Here is a 14466-nt window from a genome sequence, read left to right as displayed (position 1 = left end):
GACGTCCGCGGTCTCCCGCACTCGTCGCACACCGTCGAGCGCAACGCGATACCAGCCGGAGTTCGCGGCCGGGATCGACCACCTCCACCACGATCGCGGCCGCCTGGCGATAAGCCCGCTGCGCCAACGCTTGTGTGACATCGACCCGGCGCAACCAGGCCTCCTCCCGGGCCGACAACACTTGCACCGCACGCTCGTCGGCGAGCAGGTTGCCGCAGCGGGCTGTCGAGGGCGACGCACGGGAACACGAAGGTCTCGACCGAGTCGATCGAGAGCAACTGACGGATCAGACCGCGATACGCCGTGGGCGTCGCCGCCACGAAATCACCTGCCCGACCGGCACTCGAGGCTATGACCTGCGAACACGCCGGGGCGGAAAACCGAGGGCCTATCACGGTTTCGTAACGGCTCGCGCTGGGTATCACATAGCTATGACGGATCACCGACCAACCCGGATCGCCGGTGTGGAACCGGGAACCGGCGCGCTTGCTTTTGCCACGTGCCTTGCCTTTTCGATAGGCATCGCCACGATCACGCAGTCCGTGTTCGCCACTCTGGTGGCGGGTGTGAGCATCGTGGCGGGGCTCACACTGGTACTGAACATCTTGCCGCACCGGACCTAGCCCGCGGCGGATCTTGCCTCGGACGCCGAACCCTGGTGGCATCTATCGGGTATCGACGTCAATCGGAGGCAGGCATGCTGTCGTTGCAGGAGATTTCGGATCGACTCGAGATCGAAGACCTGATGGTGCGCTATTCGCACGCGGTCGACACTCGGCAGTGGGACCTGCTCGACGAGGTGTTCACCCCCGACGCGCACATCGACTACTCGGCGATGGGTGGCTCGGTAGGCGACCTTGCGGCGACCAAGGAATTCCTCGCCTCCGTGCTACCGAACTTCCCGGCCTTCCAACACCTGATCAGCAACTCGTCCATCGCAGTCGACGGCGACACGGCCACCGGGCGGACAATGTGCCACAACCCGATGATGGTGTCCGGCGGGGACGGACCACCCACGATGATGTTCTGCGGCCTCTGGTACCTGGACACGTTCGTCCGTGTCGACGGGCAGTGGCGTATCGACTCGCGCGTCGAGGAGAAGAGCTTCCTTTTCGTCGCGCCGTCCGCACCCGGCATGAGCTGAAGCGGTCGGCATGAGCTGATGCGGCCGTACGGCCCTACCGCTCGCGCCTCAGCGCGCCGACAGCGCCGAGGTTTCGGCGTCCGACGGGTGCGCCGGTTCGAGCTGTGCGGGGTCGGCGCGCTTCGTGACCGACCGCCTGCTGGTGAGTACGAACAGCACGACAAGCACCACGCTGAACCACACGTAGGTGTTGCCGATGAAATGCTGCCAAGGCGTCCACGCGGACTCACGATGCTCGCCGTCGGGCAGCCAGTTGTGCGGGCCGATGACGAACACCGCGGCGGTCACCACGAATGTCGCCCACCAACCGATCGCCCGCCTGCCGGGCAGGCGGGACGCGTAACCGACGACGGCGAACAAGGCCGGCGCGATCCACACCCAGTGGTGCGACCAGGAGATCGGCGAGACCAGCAGCGTGAAGACGGCGTTGAGGGCCAGCGCGAGCGCGGGCAGGTCGGCGGCCCGGCGCATCGCCGTGACGACCAGCGCGAGCAGCAAGGCGCCCAGCACCAGCCAGATGACGGTGAACGCGGGCTCGGGCACCTCGAAGCGCGCGAACACCGCTTGAATCGACTGGTTGGTGTGGAAAGCCGAGCCGCTCAGCCCGGACACGTTGCCGAGTCCGCCGAACCAGTACTTGACGGATTCTTTGGGCAGGATCGCGAACCCGAGCGCCGTCGCCGCCGCACCGGTGACCGCGGCGGTCGCGGCCGCGCGGTAGTCCCGGCGGACCAGGAAGTAGAGCACGAAAGCCGCGGGCGTCAGCTTGATCGCGGCGGCGATGCCGATCAGCATCCCCCGGGGCCAGCGCGGCTTGTGCGTGAGGCAATCGGCGGCGACCAGCGCCATGAGCAGCAGGTTGACCTGACCGAAGTCCAGTGTGGAGTGAATCGGTTCCAGCAGTAGCCCCAGCGGAGTGGCACATGCGGTGGCCCAGACCGCCAGCCGTCGCTGCTCCTCGTCCGGCCAGACTCGCCGCGCCACCAGATAGAGCGTCAGGGCAAGCGCGGCCACCGAGGAGACGAAGAAGCTCAGCGCGGCCACGTCCCACGGCAGCATCGCGAAGGGGCCGAGCGCGAGCGCGGCGAACGGCGGGTAGATGAACGGCAGGCCCGCCCCGATCGTGGTCTGCGGCAGTTGCCCGTACATGTCGGCGCCGTGCCGCATGGCGTCCACGCCCAGCCGATACACCTGCAGGTCGATGAACCCGCCGGTGATCTTGTGGAACGGCCAGACCGGTGTCAGGAGACAGAACGCGGAGAAGGCGACCGAGAGGACCGGTGCCAGCCGCACCACACGCCCGAGTCGACGGTGCTGGGACATCGGCGTTGCGGCGGTGGCGGTGACACTACTCATCCGCGGCGACTATACCGACCTCGGTCCGCTCCTTCAGCATGTGGGAGGCAGATCGGCGTCGGTGGCGTGCGGGCCGCGGAAACGGGTAAGCCGCCACCAGCACCAGACACTGCAGGAGGCGGCGAACGGTGGTCGCGGCCCCCGTCGAGGCAGGAGGCGAACCGCGATGAAGGCACCCGGCGCCGCGATGTTCGTACCCGAGGACGCGGATCTGGCGCGCCTGCGGCAAGCAGCCTGTGACTGCCAGGGCTGCGATCTCTACCGCCACGCCACGCAGACGGTGTTCGGCGCCGGTCCCCCGGACGCGGACGTGGTGCTGATCGGCGAGCAACCCGGCGATCAGGAGGACGTCCTGGGTGAGCCGTTCGTCGGTCCGGCCGGACGCCTGCTCGACCGCGCACTGGCGGAGGTCGGCATCGACCGCGACGCGGTCTACGTGACCAACGCGGTGAAGCACTTCAAGTTCGTGGAGCGCGGCAAGCGACGGATTCACAAGCAGCCGGGCCGCACCGAGGTGGTCGCCTGCTCGGCCTGGTTGAACGCCGAACTCGCTCTGCTGCGGCCGCGGTTGGTGGTGTGTCTCGGCGCGATCGGCGCGCAGGCGGTGCTCGGCCCGTCGTTCAAGGTCAGCGCGCGCCGCGGTGAGGTCATCGATACGGCGGACTTCCGCGTGATCGCCACGGTGCACCCGTCATCGGTGCTGCGCGCGCCCGACCGGACCGCGGCCTACGAGGCATTCGTCGCCGATCTGCGCATCGTGCGCGAACAACTGGGAAAGCCCGCCGCCAAGCGCTGATTCGAGTTTCGTGATAGGAGTGAGCGGATGAGCGCTGAGGAGATCGACCCGGAACTGATCGAGCTGGCCACCAAGGTGTTCGACTTCGCGCGCCGCGGAGACGCCGCGAGCCTGGCCGCCTACGTGGACGCGGGCGTGCCGGTCGACCTCGCCAACGACACGGGCGACACGCTGCTCATGCTCGCCGCCTACCACGGGCACGCCGATGCCGTGGCGGCGCTGCTGAAACGGTCCGCCGATCCGAACCGCGCCAACGACAAGGGCCAGACCCCACTGGCGGGGGCGGTCTTCAAGGGCGAGACCGACATCGTGCGACAACTCGCCGCGGCGGGCGCCGACCCGGACGCGGGTACCCCGTCGGCCCGCGCCGCCGCGGTCATGTTCGGCAAGACCGAACTGCTCGAACTCTTCGACGCCTGAGCGCGGTCACCCGCGCTGACGGACCACCATGACGGCCTTGCGGGCGGCCACCAGAACCGGATCCCACACCGGGGAGAACGGCGGCGCATAGCCCAGATCGAGCATCGTCATCTGCTCGACGGTCATCCGGGCGGTCAGCGCGACCGCCGCGATGTCCACCCTTTTGCCCGCCCCCTCCTGCCCCACGATCTGGGCGCCGAGCAAGCGGCCGGTGAAACGCTCGGCGAGCATCTTCACCGTCATCGGGGCCGCGTCCGGGTAGTAGCCCGCACGATTGGTGGATTCGACGGTGACGGCCACGTATTGCAGGCCCGCCGCCCGAGCATCCTTCTCGCGCAGACCCGTTCGCGCCACTTCCAGTTCGCACACTTTGCTGACCGCGGTGCCGACGACGCCCGGGAAGACCGCGTATCCCCCGCCGATGTTCGCTCCGATAATCTGACCGTGCTTGTTCGCGTGCGTACCCAGCGGAATGTGGCGTTCGCGGCCGGAGACCAGGTCGAGTACCTCCACGCAATCGCCGCCCGCCCAGACGTTCTCGTGCCCCCGTACCCGCATGGCGAGATCGGTCCGCAGCCCGCCGTGCTGCCCGAGCGGCAGACCGGCGGCGCGGGCCAGGTCGGTCTCCGGGCGCACGCCGATACCGAGCACCACGACGTCCGCGGGGTATTCCGCGGTGTCGGTGACGACCGCGGTGGCCCGGCCGTCGGCACCGGTGCGGATCTCGAACACTTCCGCGTCGCCGACCACCTTGATGCCCATTCCGCACATGGCGTCGCGGACCAAGGCGCCCATGTCCGGATCGAGCGTCGACATCGGTTCGGCGCTGCGGTTGACCATCGTGACGTCGTAGCCGCGCCGGATCAGGGCCTCGGCCATCTCCACGCCGATGTAGCCGGCGCCGACGACCACGGCGCGGTTGCCGCGCGCCTGCTCCAGCGTCTCGAGCAACGCCTGCCCGTCGTCGAGGGTCTGCACGCCGTGCACACCGTTCGCGTCGATGCCGGGCAGGGAAGGGCGCAGCGGCCGGGCGCCCGTGGCGATCACCAGGTGGTCGTAGGGCAGCCACACCGGTGCGCCGGATTCTCGGTCGCGGTAGCGCACTCTGGCGCCGTCGACATCGATCTCGATCACCTCGGTGTGCAGGCGCAGGTCGATATCGCGGGAGCGGTGCTCCTCCGGTGTGCGGGCGATGAGGGCGTCCCGGTCGGCGACGTGCCCGCCGACCCAGTAGGGAATGCCGCAGGCCGAGTACGAGGTGAACCGGCCGCGTTCGAAGACGACGATCTCCAGCGCGCTCGCGTCCTTCATCCGGCGCGCCTGCGAGGCGGCCGACATCCCTGTCGCGTCACCACCGATGACCACCAGTCGCTCGCTCATGGTCCTCACGCTACGTTCGGCGTCCACCGCACGGCCGCCGGGGCCGCCGTTCGGCGGATTTGCTGGTTGCCGTGCGGTTGACCGATCGGTACTTCACACTGAACGTCTGGCAAACGCGGTATGAGGGCAGCGTTTTGACCCGGGAGCACGATATGACCGAGAACCGATCCCCTTCCGACGACGAACGTCGGCTCGCCGAACTGGGCTACAAACAGGAACTGGCCAGATCCTGGTCCGGCTTCTCCAATTTCGCCATCAGCTTCACCATCGTGTCCATCCTCACCGGTGGATTGGCCAGTTACGGCATCGGTTTGGCCAACGGCGGACCGATCACGATGGCTTGGGGGTGGCCCCTGGTCTCGGTCATGGTGCTGTTCGTGGGGCTCGCCATGGCGGAATTGGCCTCCGCCTACCCGACCTCGGGTGGGCTGTACTGGTGGGCCGCCGAACTGGGCGGACCGGTATGGGGCTGGTTCACCGGATGGTTCAACCTGATCGGACAGATCGCCGTCACCGCGGCGATCGACTACGGCGCGGCCATCTTCACCACGGTCGTGCTGAATGTCGTCGGAATCGACATCGGCACCGATCGCACCGCGATCTTTCTGGTGTTCGCCGCGATCCTGGTCCTGCACGCCGTGTTGAACGTGATCGGCCCGCATCTGTCGGCGGTGATCAACAACGTGTCCGCGTGGTGGCACGTCGGCGGTGTGGCGATCTTCGTGATCGTGCTCGGGTTCGGCGCGCGACACCACCAGAGCGCCGAATTCGTTTTCACCGAGACGGTCGACAACAGCGCGATCGGATTCGGCGGGGTGGCGTTCAGTTTCCTGCTCGGGCTGCTGCACGCGCAGTACACGTTCACCGGCTACGACGCCTCGGCCCATATGTCGGAGGAAACGCACGACGCGTCCCGGATGGCGGCCAAAGGCATCATCAACACCATCATCGTCTCGGCGATCGCCGGATATCTGCTCATCATGGCGGTAACCTTCGCCATCCCTGACCTGAACGACGCGCTGGATCCGGAGAAGAACAGCGGATACCCCGTGATCTACATCCTGGAGAACTCGCTGAGCGGGTTCTGGTCGGGCCTGCTGCTGATCATCGCGGCGGTCGCGCAACTGTTCTGCGGATACGCCTCGGTGACCTCGGCTTCCCGGATGCTGTTCGCGTTCGCCCGCGACGGGGCGGTGCCGGGTTCGAAGTACTGGTCCCGGCTCTCCGCGCGGAAAGTGCCGGTGAACGCGGTGCTGTTCATCTCGTTCTTCGCCTTCGTGCTGCTGATTCCCTCGATGCTGGTGCCGCCGGCGAACGCGCCGACCGCCTACGCGGCGGCCACCTCGGTCGCGACGATCGGGCTCTACATCGCCTATGGCATTCCGATCCTGTTGCGCCAGCGTCACGGAGCGCGATTCCGCACCGGCCCATGGCGGCTGGGGGCGTGGTACCGCCCGGTCGGCGTGGTCGCGCTGATCTGGATCGCGCTGATCAGCTTCCTGTTCATCCTGCCCACCGACGCGCGCGGGTACCCGTGGCACAGCGATTTCACCTGGAACACCGTCAATTACGCGCCGATCACCTTGGTCGGCGTGGTGGGCGCCATCGGTATCTGGTGGCTGGTGTCGGCCCGCAGGTGGTTCACCGGGCCCAAGCGCACGGTGGAGGAGCCGCCCGCCGACCAGCCGGAGGAGGAAGCGCCGGCCAACGCCTGAGGCGGAAGCCGGGGCGCACGCGGCTTCCCGGATCTGGCATGTCGAGTTTGTCGGTCTCGGTCGCTAGGGTGTGTCGGCATGGAAAGGACCGACCTGGTGCGTTTTTCGCCGGCTGGGAGAATCGTTTTCCCGGGAAATCCGTGGCCGGAGGGGCACGCGATCGAAGAGTTCGCGTGGACCGGCCGCATGGACCAGGTCGGCAGTCTGTGGTTCGATCTGCATCTGCGGTCCGCGGCATACAATGCCGAACGCGATCCCGACGGCGACGAGCAGGACGGCGAAAGCTGGCTGTCGCCGATCGTCTGGCAGAACTATCACAGCTGCACCCTGTCGTCCACGTACTGGGGCGAGGACGACGCCACCGGGCTGCGCGCCGCGGCGCCGGGCCGTCCCTTTCTGCTGAAATCCGGGCAGCCGCAACGCCTCACGGTCGATCCACTACCCCTGGCCCACGCCGACGACGTCGAATTCCTGGCGTTCAACATCTATCTGCTCGGCCACGACTCGGTCGCCGACCAGGAAGTGTTCTTCACCCGGCGCGCCGACGGCAGGCACGATATCGACTGGCAGGGCCGCATCGCGCTGACCTACGCGGGCCAGGTCGAATTCCGGTACCGGTTCCGGGCCCGGATATCCGGCGCCACCCTCGAATACATCCGTTTCCCCGCGGAGATCTCGGCGGATCAAGCGCTGCGCCAACTCGGAGCCGTGCTCGACGCTCCCGAGGAGTTCCAACTGGGCCTGGTCGATGGGCAGCCCGCGTGGGTGTCGAGAATTCCGGCGTGACCGCTGGGGCCGTCTGCTATCGGCCGGTGGAATGACTCGGCAGTACGCAGACCGAATCCAGGCCCAGGACGTGGTTCAGGCGTCCGAAAGCCAGCCATGAGCCGATGCTCATGCTCAGTTCGACCACTTCCGCTTGGCTGTACCGGGCGAACATCCGGCCCCAGAATTCCTCGTCGAGATTGTGGTGATCGGTGGCGTAGCGTTCGGCGTATTCGGCGGCGAGCCGGGTGCGTTCATCGAAGGCGTCGGTGGTGCGCCAGTTGGTGACGGCGTCGGCGAATTCGGGCTCGACCTTCGCCCCGTCGCGCTCGGTTCGCCAGTCCATACAGAACAGGCAGCCGTTGATCTGGGCGATGCGCAGCCTGGCCGCTTCGAATTCGCGGAGACCGAGGGTGCTGTGCGAGTACACCGACAGCGAGAAATTCGAGGCGGCGACGCCGATACCGGGGACCATTTCGCCCCACACGTAGCCGATCGGGTCCTTCCCCTCGGGAATGTCGATGATCATGGATGCTTCCTTCCGAGTTTGCCGACCGCGGGACGCAAGGGGATGTCCAGTGCGTCGTAGAGTCCGGGTTTCGCGGCCACCAGCCATTCGATGGCGCCGACGAGGCGGCCGACGGCCGTGGCGTTCCCGCCCGCGGAGCGGTTGCCGTCTTCGTCGGTGGCCTCGACGGTCACTTCGATACGCGGGTGGCCCTCGATGATCACCCGGTGCGCCCCGGCGCCGCCGTCGGCCGGCGTGGGCCAGTCGGGGGCACAGGACGGGTGGATGCGGGTGACGTGCTCGACGACCAGACGCGGGCGCCCCTCGACGATGCCTTGGACCTCGAATCGCACGGCGCCCTGGGTGCCCGCCGCGAACTCGCCCATGGACGTCGTGGCGACGGTGCTGTCCAGGGCGCGCCGGTCCAGCGTCTCGCGGACCTCGTCGAGTTCGACGCCGAGCGCCCGGGCCATGAGCCGGATCTGACCGCCCCACACCATGGTCGGCACCGACGGCGCGAGCATCGGCGGTTGGTAGTCCATCGGCTGACCCATGCCGACCAGATAGCGCACCGAATCGGGCTGGTCGTAGGTGGAGTAGTCGAAGATCTCCTGGCAGCGGATCGTTTCCACCGTGCTGCCGAGCCCGCTGATCAGCAGGGGCAGCACGTCGTTACCCCACCCGGGATCGATTCCGGAGACGAACAGCGATCCGCCGCCCTCGGCGATCGCGGCCAGGACCGGGTCCCGTATCTCCGGCGGCGCGTTGCGGGGGTCGTAGAGCGCGTAGAGGGCCGGGGTTACGACCACCGAGCCCGCCCGTAGTGCGCGCACGATATCGGCGAGCGCGTCGTCGGGGCGGATATCGCCGGAGGCCGCGTAGACCACCGCGGCCGGGCGCGCATCGAGAACGCCGCCGATGTCGCCGGTGGCGGCGACGCCGAGTTCTCGACCGAGTCCGCCGAGTTCGCCCGCGTCGCGACCGACTTTCTCCGGATTGCGCACCAGCACCCCGGTCAGGCGCAGCGCCGGATGGGCGTCGACGGCCCGGATGGCCGCGCGGCCCACATTGCCGGTGCCCCAGACCACCGTGGAGATCATCGATCGAGCGTAGCAAGCGCTTGGTCGGCCATGGCGGATTCGGCGAAAGCACTGCCGATCACCCCGCCGAACGGCCGATTCCGTTCGGTCGCGGCGCTACGATGCCCTCATGGCGCACCCCGCCCCGCCGGTTGAGGGGGCGACGGTCGCATCAGGCCGATCGCCCGCGGAGGCGCGAGGCACCGGCGTCGCCGACGTGGTCGAGCGCTTCGCCGACGCGTGGCGCACGGCCGAGACTCCCCCGGATCTGGCCGCGTATCTGCCGGACTCCCCCGCGATCCGCCGGGTCTCGCTGATCGAACTGATCAAAGTCGACCTGGCCAACCGCTGGGGTCGCGCAGCCGCGCCGAAACGGCTGGCCCAGTATGTCGAGGAACTCCCGGAACTGCGCACCTGGCCGCTGCCGCCGGACCTGATCTACGAGGAGTTCCACGTCCGCAAGCACGCGGGGGGCTCGGTCGATGTCACCGAATACACCGCCGCCTATCCCGAGCAGGCCGACCAGCTCTCGGAGCTGCTCGCCACCGACGACTACCACAGCACGCTGATGACGGCCGCCGCCGAACCGGCGGACCTCGACACCCTCGCCGCGGGACAGAGGATCGACGACTTCGACCTGATGACCGGGCTGGGCCGCGGCGCGTTCGCCCGGGTCTTCCTGGCGCGGCAGCGATCGATGCAGCGACTGGTCGCGGTGAAGATCTCCCGCGACAAGGGCACCGAGCCCCAGACACTCGCCCAGCTCGACCACGACTACATCGTGCGCGTCTTCGACCAGCGCGTGCTGGCCGACCGGAAACTGCGGCTGCTGTACATGCAGTACGTGCCGGGCGGCACCTTGTTCACGGTGCTCGAACGCGTCCGCGCGACACCGCAGTCACGGCGCGACGGAGCGATGCTGCTCGACGTCATCGACGGTGTGCTCGCCGCGAAAGGCGAGATCCGGCCCAGTGAATCGCCGCTGCGGGCGGAGCTGGCCGGGCTGTCCTGGCCGGAGACCGTCGCATGGCTCGGGCTGCGCTTGGCGGAGGCGCTCGACTACGCGGGCCGAGCCGGAGTGCTGCACCGCGACGTCAAGCCGGCCAACGTCCTGCTCACCGCCGACGGCGTCCCCAAGCTCGCCGACTTCAACATCAGCTTCAGCGGCAACGTCTCCGGTGACAGCCCGGTCGCCTATTTCGGCGGTTCGCTGGCGTACATGCCGCCCGAGCAACTCGCCGCGGTACATCCGGACCTGCCCGCCGCCGCCGCGGATCTCGACACTCGCAGCGATCTGTACGCCTTGGCCGTGGTGCTCTGGGAACTGCTCACCGGCCGCAAGCCCTTCGACGACGCGGCGGGCGGGGGCGATCGCACCGCCCTCGACGCGATGCTCGAACGCCGAGCCCACAGCCCGCGGGATCTGCCCTATGCGGACTTGCCACCGGACTGCCCGGAGGCGTTGCAACGCGCCCTGGTTCGGGCCCTCGACCCGGATCCCGCCAACCGCTGGCCGTCCGGCGCCGATATGGCCCAGCAGCTGGCGGTCAGCCTCGACGCCCGTGCTCGCGATCTCGTCGACCCGCCGCCGAACAGCAGGCGCTCGCGCGCCCGCCTGCTGATGCACCCGATCATGGCGCTGGCCATCGCCGTACCCAATGCGCTGGCGATCCTCTACAGCTACAACCACAATCGCACGCTGATCATCGACAAACTCGACGCGAAGGCGCAGCACCGCTTCGACCAGATCGCGCTCGGCACCTATGCCGTGTGCTTCCTGATCGGCTTCGTGGTGACCAATCTGCTGATCGCCCGGCTCTGGTCGATCTCGCGCGGGCTGCGCAAGGGCAGACCGTACGACTCGCAGACCCTGGCGCAGGCCAGGACGGACACCTTGCGGCTGGGCAGCCGCAACGTGCTCACGTGTTTCGCCCTCTGGGCGCTCGCGGGCGTGGCGGTCCCGGTGTCGGTCCAGGTGTCCGGCAACCAGATCACCGCGGCGTCCTACCTGCACTTCTTCCTCACCCAGATCGTCTGCGGCGCCATCGCGATGGCCTACCCCTACTTCTTGGTGACCTTCTATGCGGTGCGGTCGCTGTATCCGATGTTCCTCCCGCACAGCGGGGTCGGCACCGAGGACGCGCAGCGCCTGCGGCAACTGGACGCCGACAGCACATACTTTCTGGCCGTCGCCGCCGCCGTCCCGCTGCTCGGCGTCGTGGGTGCGACCTTCATCCCGGCGGAGGACATCCCCGCCGTCATCGTTCCGCTCCGAGTGCTCTGCGCGGGCAGCGCGATGGCGTTCATCGGCGTGTATTGGCTGTTCCGGATGCTGGAAAAGGACCTGGCCGCGCTGGAACGGCTCGCCGCCGGGCGTCGGTAGCCCTGGGCTGCGCGCCCCCTGAGAGCCTGACGGTCACGGCGGTGCCCGCGACGGCACACACTGCGTTGTCGCGCGCAAGGCCGGTGGATCCCGTCCATCTCCGCGGGAGACGACCGCCGTGTGGTCGATTCCGTGCCGACGGGGAGCCGGACGCGCCGCTGCGCACCATTGGGAAGTGGGGTGAACTCCCCGGTAGCGTTAGGGCCAGGGGCATACCGGCCGCCAGGGGATCACGGCGCAGTTCTGGTTCGCGGCGAGTACGGTATACCCGGCCGCCCGGCGCGGGGGCGGTGGTCGGGATCGGGTGGAAAGGCAGGCGCGCGACAGTGAACGAGCGGTATTCGTCGTGGGCTGCCCGGAATACGCCCGAAGAGCTGCCGCTGGCCGCGCGCTACCAGAGTGCGGACCCGATCGTCTGGCACGGCAGCATGGTCTATCCGATGTACACCGAGCAGGTCGGCCCGGCGCCCACCACCGTCACCTTGACGATGATCTCCGCGGCGCCGCCCACCGGACTGCGTGGGCTCGGCATGGGGCTCTCGGTCGTCGACGGCTATCTCGACCTGCACGGACGTTCGCTCGCCGGAGTCGACGCGTGGAGCGACGCGCTGGCCGCGGGGGTCAGCTTCGATGTCACGCCGACCGCCGCGGCGACCCTGGTGACCCTGACCCCGGTCTGGGTGGACGAATTCGGCACGCAGAAGTCCTGGTCGGGTAATTACGGCATCGTCGTGGAGCACCGGCCCAACGGTCGCGTCGTCCTGTGGTGCAGCATCGGCGAGGGGCCGCCGAACTTCGCGAATCTGGTCGTGGAAGTATCCACCGCAGCCTCAGCCGTCGCGGCGGAACCGTCGGCGCCCGCCGCGCTCGCGACCTCCCCGATCGGGATGGCCGCGCCCACCTTCTCGGCAGGTCCGCCCACCGCGCCCACCATGCCGGTGCCCCGCATCGATGCCGCGCCCGCCTCGACCGGACCGGCAGCTCGTATCGAGCCGCTCGCCCCCGAGCCGCCGGTGGCGGGGAACGGCCACCGGCCCGCGAACGGGCAAGCGCCAGACGACGGCCGGCTCCGGCGCTCGGGCAGCCTCTTCGTGAACATGCAGTCGTCGCGCACCGGCCAGTCGACTCCGGAAACTCCCGGATCTGCGCTGGGCGTTCCGGCTCCGGACAACGGGCATCCCACGCCGAGCCGATCGGCCGAACCGCCGGTCGCGGGCGTCATAGGCAGCACCCCACCCACCAGCGGCACCCTGCCCGAAACCGATGGCGCGAGTTCGGCATCCGGCCTGCTGGTACCGCATGCCCGGGCCGAACCACCTGCGCAGCGGTCTGTTCCCGATTCCCGGGGCGCGAGCGGTAGAGCCACAGCGGACCCTTACGGCGCCTTCGGCCCTCCGGTCGCGCACACACATCCGCCCGAAGACCCCGCACGCCACGCGGCCGGGCTGCTGATCGGCAATCCGCAGCCCACACCGGAACTTCCGCCCTCCCCTACCACCCGACCCGCACCAGACGGCTCGCACACCGGTTCCGGCCCACTCGTCACGAACCCCTGGACCACCGGCGACTCGTACCGCGCTTTCGACCCCGCAGCCACACCCATTCCGGGCTCGGCACAGACCGCTCGGCACGATCCAAGCCCTCCGCCTACGCAATCCCAGACCGCACCAGCCTTTCCGAACCCCGCCAATGGCCGCCCCGCCGCCGAGGGTCCGCACACCGGTTCCACCCCACCGGCCACGAATCCCTGGACCACCGGGGACTCGTATCCCGCTTTCGACCCGACCGCCACACCCGCCTCGACGCAGACTTCGCCACCCGATTCCCGCCCTTCACCAGCAGAATCCCAGACCGCACCAGCCTTTCCGAACCCCGGCGACGGCCGCCGCACCGCTGAGGGTCCGCACACCGGTTCCACCCCACCGGCCACGAATCCTAGGGCGACCGGGGACTCGTACCGCGCTTTCGACCCCGCACCCACGCCCGACCCGACCCGGACTTCGCCACCCGGTTCCCATCCGTCACCAGCAGAATCCCAGACCGCACCAGCCTTTCCGAACCCCGGCGACGGCCGCCCCGCCGCCGAGGGTCCGCACACCGGTTCCACCCCACCGGCCACGAGCCCCTGGACCACCGGCGACTCGTACCCCGCTTTCGACCCCACCCCCACGCACACCCCCGTCCTGACTCGGACAACGCCTTCCGGCGCTCCGGCCGCGGAGCCGCAAACTGTGCAGGCGGTCGAGTCGTCCCCCATCCCACAGGCACCCGCGCCGCCCGCAGGGGATACGGGGGGCTCGCCGTTCACGAGCACCGGATCCGCGGCGAGTACACCGGTTGCCTTGTCGAGCAGTCGGGTTCCCGGCAGCGCGCCGGCACCCGACGGGCCGGCGCAGCCCGGGGAACGATCTGCGACAGCTGGCCCCTCGCCGCGGGAGAGCAGGCCGGGGCAGTCGGGCGACCCCGGCTACCGCGGCGCGCTCTACGACCTCGGCGTCGCGATGTACCGGCGTGGCGAGGAAGAACAGGCGTGCGGTCTCTGGGCCCAGGCCTCCGAGGCGGGGCATGCGGGCGCCGCGTACGAACTGGGCATGGTGCGACTGCGGCGTGGCGATCCGGTCGGAGCCGAATCCTGGTGGCGCACCGCCGCCGACCGCCGCGAACCTCGCGCCATCGCCGAACTCGCCGATGTGCTCGATCAGCTGGGCAAGCACGCGGAAGCCAAGTCCTGGCGGACCTACGCCGCGGAGCAGCAGGACCCGGACGTGGTCGGCCAGCCGACGTCGCGCTGAGCACGGCGCGGCAGATTCCGGCAAGCGCCCCGGGATCACTCACCTCACCGGAAAAGAAGTGGCACCCGACTGCGCGAATGTCGTACGTTGCGGGGCATGTGTGGCAGTCCTGGTGTGAACGGAGCGTG

12 protein-coding genes are annotated in these 14466 nt (G+C 69.0%); 8 read left to right on the top strand and 4 right to left on the bottom strand.

Annotated elements, in window-relative coordinates; translation table 11 throughout:
* Positions 1–431: 431 nt before the first annotated feature.
* Positions 432–623 carry a hypothetical protein gene (locus IU450_RS12210; protein WP_228834440.1) on the top strand — a complete coding sequence of 64 codons (192 nt, stop codon included), beginning with the start codon at positions 432–434 and terminating at the stop codon, positions 621–623.
* A 74-nt stretch (positions 624–697) separates the two neighbouring features.
* Positions 698–1144 (top strand): nuclear transport factor 2 family protein, encoded by a 447-nt coding sequence (locus IU450_RS12205; protein ID WP_195149884.1) that lies wholly within the window; start codon positions 698–700, stop codon positions 1142–1144.
* A gap of 48 nt (positions 1145–1192) precedes the next feature.
* Here IU450_RS12205 and IU450_RS12200 read toward each other — a convergent pair whose 3' ends face one another.
* Positions 1193–2500 (bottom strand): glycosyltransferase 87 family protein, encoded by a 1308-nt coding sequence (locus IU450_RS12200; protein ID WP_195149883.1) that lies wholly within the window; start codon positions 2498–2500, stop codon positions 1193–1195.
* Positions 2501–2666: 166 nt separating this feature from the next.
* On the opposite strand from IU450_RS12200, the gene IU450_RS12195 reads away from it, so the two are divergent.
* Positions 2667–3296, top strand: a complete 630-nt coding sequence (locus tag IU450_RS12195) for a UdgX family uracil-DNA binding protein (protein ID WP_195149882.1) — start codon at positions 2667–2669, stop codon at positions 3294–3296.
* 27 nt (positions 3297–3323) lie between these two features.
* Positions 3324–3716: an ankyrin repeat domain-containing protein gene (locus IU450_RS12190; RefSeq protein ID WP_195149881.1), complete on the top strand. Its 393-nt coding sequence runs from the start codon at positions 3324–3326 to the stop codon at positions 3714–3716.
* 6 nt (positions 3717–3722) lie between these two features.
* Here IU450_RS12190 and IU450_RS12185 read toward each other — a convergent pair whose 3' ends face one another.
* Complete coding sequence (locus IU450_RS12185; RefSeq protein WP_195149880.1) at positions 3723–5096, bottom strand: FAD-dependent oxidoreductase; 1374 nt, start codon at positions 5094–5096, stop codon at positions 3723–3725.
* 152 nt (positions 5097–5248) lie between these two features.
* Here IU450_RS12185 and IU450_RS12180 point away from each other — a divergent pair, with 152 nt between their 5' ends.
* Complete coding sequence (locus tag IU450_RS12180; protein ID WP_195149879.1) at positions 5249–6811, top strand: amino acid permease; 1563 nt, start codon at positions 5249–5251, stop codon at positions 6809–6811.
* Positions 6812–6889: 78 nt separating this feature from the next.
* Positions 6890–7597, top strand: a complete 708-nt coding sequence (locus tag IU450_RS12175; RefSeq protein WP_195149878.1) for a hypothetical protein — start codon at positions 6890–6892, stop codon at positions 7595–7597.
* A gap of 16 nt (positions 7598–7613) precedes the next feature.
* Here the strand turns inward: IU450_RS12175 and IU450_RS12170 are convergent, their stop codons facing one another.
* Together IU450_RS12170 and IU450_RS12165 are read right to left on the bottom strand one after the other, a co-directional pair.
* Positions 7614–8105, bottom strand: coding sequence for a carboxymuconolactone decarboxylase family protein (locus IU450_RS12170; protein ID WP_195149877.1), 492 nt, complete (start codon positions 8103–8105; stop codon positions 7614–7616).
* A complete protein-coding gene (locus tag IU450_RS12165; protein ID WP_195149876.1) occupies positions 8102–9184 on the bottom strand; it encodes a dihydrodipicolinate reductase in 1083 nt (360 codons plus the stop codon). Before IU450_RS12165 ends, IU450_RS12170 begins: the two co-directional genes overlap by 4 nt.
* Before the next feature lie 109 nt (positions 9185–9293).
* Here IU450_RS12165 and IU450_RS12160 point away from each other — a divergent pair, with 109 nt between their 5' ends.
* Both IU450_RS12160 and IU450_RS12155 read left to right on the top strand, forming a co-directional pair.
* Complete coding sequence (locus IU450_RS12160) at positions 9294–11546, top strand: serine/threonine-protein kinase (RefSeq protein WP_195149875.1); 2253 nt, start codon at positions 9294–9296, stop codon at positions 11544–11546.
* 326 nt (positions 11547–11872) lie between these two features.
* Positions 11873–14338, top strand: a complete 2466-nt coding sequence (locus IU450_RS12155) for a tetratricopeptide repeat protein (protein WP_195149874.1) — start codon at positions 11873–11875, stop codon at positions 14336–14338.
* The last annotated feature ends 128 nt before the right edge of the window (positions 14339–14466 follow it).

Origin of the sequence: Nocardia abscessus, from assembly GCF_015477775.1 — a bacterium.
Classification (GTDB): Bacteria; Actinomycetota; Actinomycetes; order Mycobacteriales; family Mycobacteriaceae; genus Nocardia; species Nocardia abscessus_A.
Note: the sequence above shows the minus strand (reverse complement) of the source record. Positions and strands in the feature narration are given on the sequence as shown.

Excerpts from the sequence above, each read along its gene's own strand:
- IU450_RS12170 (WP_195149877.1), bottom strand. The coding sequence starts at position 8,105 with ATGATCATCGACATTCCCGAGGGGAAGGACCCGATCGGCTACGTGTGG.
- IU450_RS12200 (WP_195149883.1), bottom strand. The coding sequence starts at position 2,500 with ATGAGTAGTGTCACCGCCACCGCCGCAACGCCGATGTCCCAGCACCGT.
- IU450_RS12180 (WP_195149879.1), top strand. The coding sequence starts at position 5,249 with ATGACCGAGAACCGATCCCCTTCCGACGACGAACGTCGGCTCGCCGAA.
- IU450_RS12195 (WP_195149882.1), top strand. The coding sequence starts at position 2,667 with ATGAAGGCACCCGGCGCCGCGATGTTCGTACCCGAGGACGCGGATCTG.
- IU450_RS12205 (WP_195149884.1), top strand. The coding sequence starts at position 698 with ATGCTGTCGTTGCAGGAGATTTCGGATCGACTCGAGATCGAAGACCTG.
- IU450_RS12185 (WP_195149880.1), bottom strand. The coding sequence starts at position 5,096 with ATGAGCGAGCGACTGGTGGTCATCGGTGGTGACGCGACAGGGATGTCG.
- IU450_RS12210 (WP_228834440.1), top strand. The coding sequence starts at position 432 with ATGACGGATCACCGACCAACCCGGATCGCCGGTGTGGAACCGGGAACC.
- IU450_RS12165 (WP_195149876.1), bottom strand. The coding sequence starts at position 9,184 with ATGATCTCCACGGTGGTCTGGGGCACCGGCAATGTGGGCCGCGCGGCC.
- IU450_RS12190 (WP_195149881.1), top strand. The coding sequence starts at position 3,324 with ATGAGCGCTGAGGAGATCGACCCGGAACTGATCGAGCTGGCCACCAAG.
- IU450_RS12175 (WP_195149878.1), top strand. The coding sequence starts at position 6,890 with ATGGAAAGGACCGACCTGGTGCGTTTTTCGCCGGCTGGGAGAATCGTT.
- IU450_RS12160 (WP_195149875.1), top strand. The coding sequence starts at position 9,294 with ATGGCGCACCCCGCCCCGCCGGTTGAGGGGGCGACGGTCGCATCAGGC.